Here is a 4,177-nt window from a genome sequence, read left to right on the forward strand (position 1 = left end):
TCGTGAGGCGGGGAATGCTGGGGCCTATCGGCCTAAGGCTGTGGTCCGGGTCTTGTTGCCTTGCCGATCGTCATTGCCTGCGGCGTGCCCAGTATTTCCCCGCCTCACGGCCCCCTGGGGCCGTGAGGCGGGGATCGAGTGCGTGCCGGGCCGTGGGCGGGGGATGCGGCGGGCCGTGACCCGCGCGGGGCGCGGGCTAGGCGGCGGGGGTGAGGGTGTAGTCGGTGGGGTCTAGTTTGCGGGTGCGGAGGCGGTAGGAGGTGACGGTGCCGGGCCAGTTGTTGGTGATGCGGCCCGCGGCGTTGCGGTACCAGCTGGTGCAGCGGGTCCACGGGGTGCGTTCCAGGCGGCGCTGGGTGTGCTCGTCGAATTCCGCCGCGGGGCCGGGGCGAACCTCCAGGCAGCGGCCGGGGCGCGCGGCCAGGTAGGTGAGGGCCTGCCGGATGTAGCGGGCCTGACACTCGATCATGTACACGATGGAGCCGACCCCGAGGTTGGTGTTCGGCCCGTACATCAGGAACAGATTCGGGAAACCGGGCACCGCCATCCCGAGATAGGCGCGGGCGCCGCCGGACCAGACCTCGTCGAGCGCGATGCCGTCGCGTCCGAGAACCCGTATGGGCCAGAGGAATTCGGTGCCCTTGAAGCCCGTGCCGTACACGATCACATCGGCCGGATGGACCGTGCCGTCGGTGGTGCGCACGCCCTCGGGCACGATCTCGGCGATAGAGGTGGTCTCCACGTCGACATTCGGCCGGGTGAGCGCCGGGTAGTACTCGTTGGAGAACAGCACGCGTTTGCACAGCACCGGATAGTCCGGGGTCAGCTTGGCCCGCAGCTCCGGATCGGGCACGTCGTGGCGCAGGGCCCAGCGACCGAGCCAGGTGGCGATCGTGCGGATCGGCGGCACCGCGGCCAGGCCGAGGGCGAAGAACTCCAGGAAGCACCACACCCAGAGTCGCTGTGCCAGGCGTAGACCCGGCACGTGCCGGAACAGGGCGTGATGGATGGGCCGGTACTCCCGGTCGGTGCGGCGCACCACCCAGGCGGCCGTACGCTGGAACAGCGTCAGCCGCGCCACCTCGGGCTGGATCGCGGGCACGAATTGTATTGCGCTGGCGCCGGTTCCGATCACCGCGACGCGCTTGCCCGCCAGGTCCACGGTGTGGTCCCACTGCGCGGAGTGGAACGACGGGCCGCGGAACGACTCCCGCCCGGGGATCTCGGGCAGCCGTGGCCGCGACAACTGGCCGACCGCGGATACGACCACGTCGGCGGTGAACTCGGCGCCGTTCGCGGTGCGCACCGTCCACCGGCCGTCGCCGAAGACGGCCTCGGTGACCTCGGTACCGAATCGGATCCGCGGCAGCAGCCCGTGCTCGGCCGCGATCGCGTGCAGGTAGGCGTGGATGTCGGCGCGCCCGGAGTAGCGGTGCGGCCAGTCGGCCCTGGGCTCGTAGGAGAACGAGTACAGCGGCGACGGCACATCGCAGGCGGCGCCCGGGTAGGTGTTCTCCCGCCACACCCCGCCCAGGTCGGCCGCGCGCTCCAGAATGGTGAAGTCGCCGAACCCGTTGCGCTGCAATTCCATCGCCATACCGAGGCCGCCGAATCCGGCGCCGATGACGATGACCGACGGCGTTGTCGCGGGCATTGTGGTGCTCCTCACATCGTTCGAGTTATCTCTACTTTAGGGAGGGGTGCGCACCGTGATCGACATATTCGGCCATAATCGGCTCATGGCAACCGTGCAACACCCCGGCATTCGGAACTGGGATTTCCCGCGGGGCGTGGCGAGCGTGGCGCTCATGGTCGGCTACGCCCGCGAGCACGATGTGCCGCCCGCCCGCATGCTGCGCGGCACCGGCCTGTCCGAGGCCGACCTCGCCGACCCGGACGCCCAGATCGATGCGCACACCGAACTCGCGGTGATCCGCAACCTGGTGCGGGCCCTGCCCGATCGGCCGTCGCTCGGCGTGGAGGTGGGCCGCCGCTACCGCATCACCACCTTCGGCATCTTCGGCTTCGCGTGCGTGTCCAGTCCCACTCTCGGCGAGGCGATTTCGTTCGCGCTGCGCTTCCTGGAGCTGAGTTTCACCTTCTGTATCCCGGTAACCCGTTGGGAGACGGATGAATTCGTGGCCGAGGTGCACGACGAGCTGGTGCCCGCGGACGTCCGGCGGTTCCTGGTCGAACGTGACGTGCTGGCCATGCATCAGGTGATGATCGACCTGCTGGGACGTCCGCTGCGGCTGTTGCGCGCCGAATTCGACTATCCGGAGCCGGCTTACGCCGACCAGCTCGCGGAGATCATCGGGGTGCGGCCGCGCTTCGGACGTCCGCGCAACCTGTTCTCGCTGGCGCCCGCGATGCTGGAACAGCCACTGCCGCAAGCCAATGAGCACACCTGGACCATGTGCCTGGCGCAGTGCCGGGATCTGGTGCACCGGCGCCGCGCCCGCACCGGCATCGCGGCCGAGGTACGTGAGCGGCTGATGCCCCGCGGCGGGGCCGACGGCTTCGCGGCGCCACCCGGAATCGACGCCGTGGCACGCGATCTCAACGTGAGCACCCGGACGCTGCGCCGCCACCTGGACGCCGCCGGCACCAGCTACCGAGCGCTACTGGACGAGGTGCGCCGCGCTCTGGCGGAGGAAATGCTCACCGCCACACCGCTTTCGGTGAGCGACGTGGCGATCCGGCTCGGCTACGCGGAGGCGTCGACGTTCATCTATGCCTTCAAACGATGGACCGGGACGACGCCGTCGGCCTATCGCCGGGAACGGGCCGTATCCAACGGTCGGGCCACGGCGGTTCGCGGTAACTGACGGTGTTCAAGCGGTAACTGACGGTGTTCAGTTCGGCTGCACGCCGATCCAGCCGCCCATCGGGACCGTGCGGACGATCGAGGTGAGGCGGCGGCCGTCGATCACGTGCAGCACCAGCGACGGATCGGGCGCGTAGTCGATCGGCACCTGGCCCGGCGCGCCGACCTCCCATTCGCCGCCGATCTGCGAGGCCACGCTCGGCGCGACCACCAGCTGCCGCCCGCCGAACAGGGTGGTGCCCATCGAGTGCATGTGCCCGGTGATCACGCCGACGATGCGGTCGTCGTCGGCGACGATCCGCTCCAGCCGCTGCGGGTTCGCCAGCCGGATCGGGTCGACCACGGTGCTGTACATGGGCATCGGCGGATGATGCATGGCGACCAGCACCGCGGTGTCGTCCGGTGTCTCCAGCAGCAGATCGGTCAGCCAGGTGTAGGTGCCGTCGGTCAGCTCGCCGCCGCCCTCGCCGGGGATGGTGGAATCCAGCAGTGCCACCGTCAGCCCGTCCAGTCGCAGGGCCTGGTTGATCGGCTCGTAGGAGGCGGGCCGCCGCAGCAGCACCTCCAGCAGGTTGGCGCGATCGTCGTGATTGCCGGGCAGCACCGATACCGGGACGTCCGCCAGCAGCGCGGCCCGGGCCTGCTCGTACTCCTCGACCTTGCCGGAATCGGTGATATCGCCGGTGACCAGGATCGCCGCGGGGCGGTGCGGCAGGTCGGCCAGGTACGCCATCACCCGTTCGGCCCGTTCGGTGTTGTGCGCGTGCAGGTCGAAGTGGGTGTCGCTGAGCTGTGCCAACACAATCATCGGCGTTCGCTTTCTCGTGGAATCGCGCCGTTGCGCCCGAGCGTGCCTGGTCCGGCACTATTCCAGGTTAAATCGCCGGGCGTTGTCACGTCTGCATGAGACGCGCCACCGAATATAGCCAGAACGCATAGATCTTGTTCTGGGGCGCACGGATCACATCGCGACGAGACAGCAGTTGCTCCCGGATGGTTGGATTCGAGAATTCGTCCGAACGAAGAGGGGATAGAGCCTGTGCGGGTGCGTTCCGTCGCAGTGACCACAGCACTGACCGGCCTGCTGGCGGCGGGCGCCGTCGGCCCGGCCGCCGCCGAACCGCTACCACCGGAGTGCACGCAGTCGGATAACCACGTCACCTGCGTCTACACGGGTAACCAGCAGCTGGACGGCGGCTACGGCCGCGGCACCTTCCTGCCGCTGCCCGCATCGGTGACGCGGGTGCATATCGAGGCGATCGGCGCGCCCGGCGCCGACAGCTGCTGCCACACGGTGGCGCCGGGCGGCCGCGGTGCCCGCGTCGGCGGTGATGTCACGGTGCCGCCCGG

The 4,177-nt window shown here is 69.3% G+C and carries 4 protein-coding genes; 2 read left to right on the plus strand and 2 right to left on the minus strand.

What is annotated here, in order from left to right:
- Positions 1-196: 196 nt before the first annotated feature.
- Positions 197-1,654, minus strand: a complete 1,458-nt coding sequence (locus NM1_RS38730; protein ID WP_068032484.1) for a flavin-containing monooxygenase — start codon at positions 1,652-1,654, stop codon at positions 197-199.
- Positions 1,655-1,739: 85 nt separating this feature from the next.
- Here NM1_RS38730 and NM1_RS38735 point away from each other — a divergent pair, with 85 nt between their 5' ends.
- Positions 1,740-2,828: an AraC family transcriptional regulator gene (locus NM1_RS38735; RefSeq protein WP_068032490.1), complete on the plus strand. Its 1,089-nt coding sequence runs from the start codon at positions 1,740-1,742 to the stop codon at positions 2,826-2,828.
- 27 nt (positions 2,829-2,855) lie between these two features.
- Here the strand turns inward: NM1_RS38735 and NM1_RS38740 are convergent, their stop codons facing one another.
- Entirely contained in the window at positions 2,856-3,635 is a 780-nt protein-coding gene (locus tag NM1_RS38740; RefSeq protein ID WP_068032487.1) for a metallophosphoesterase, read from the minus strand.
- 237 nt (positions 3,636-3,872) lie between these two features.
- On the opposite strand from NM1_RS38740, the gene NM1_RS38745 reads away from it, so the two are divergent.
- Positions 3,873-4,177 (plus strand): hypothetical protein (locus NM1_RS38745; RefSeq protein WP_169814400.1); only part of this gene is annotated, 305 nt, incomplete at its 3' end.

Source organism: Nocardia mexicana NBRC 108244 (assembly GCF_001613165.1).
Lineage (GTDB): Bacteria > Actinomycetota > Actinomycetes > Mycobacteriales > Mycobacteriaceae > Nocardia > Nocardia mexicana.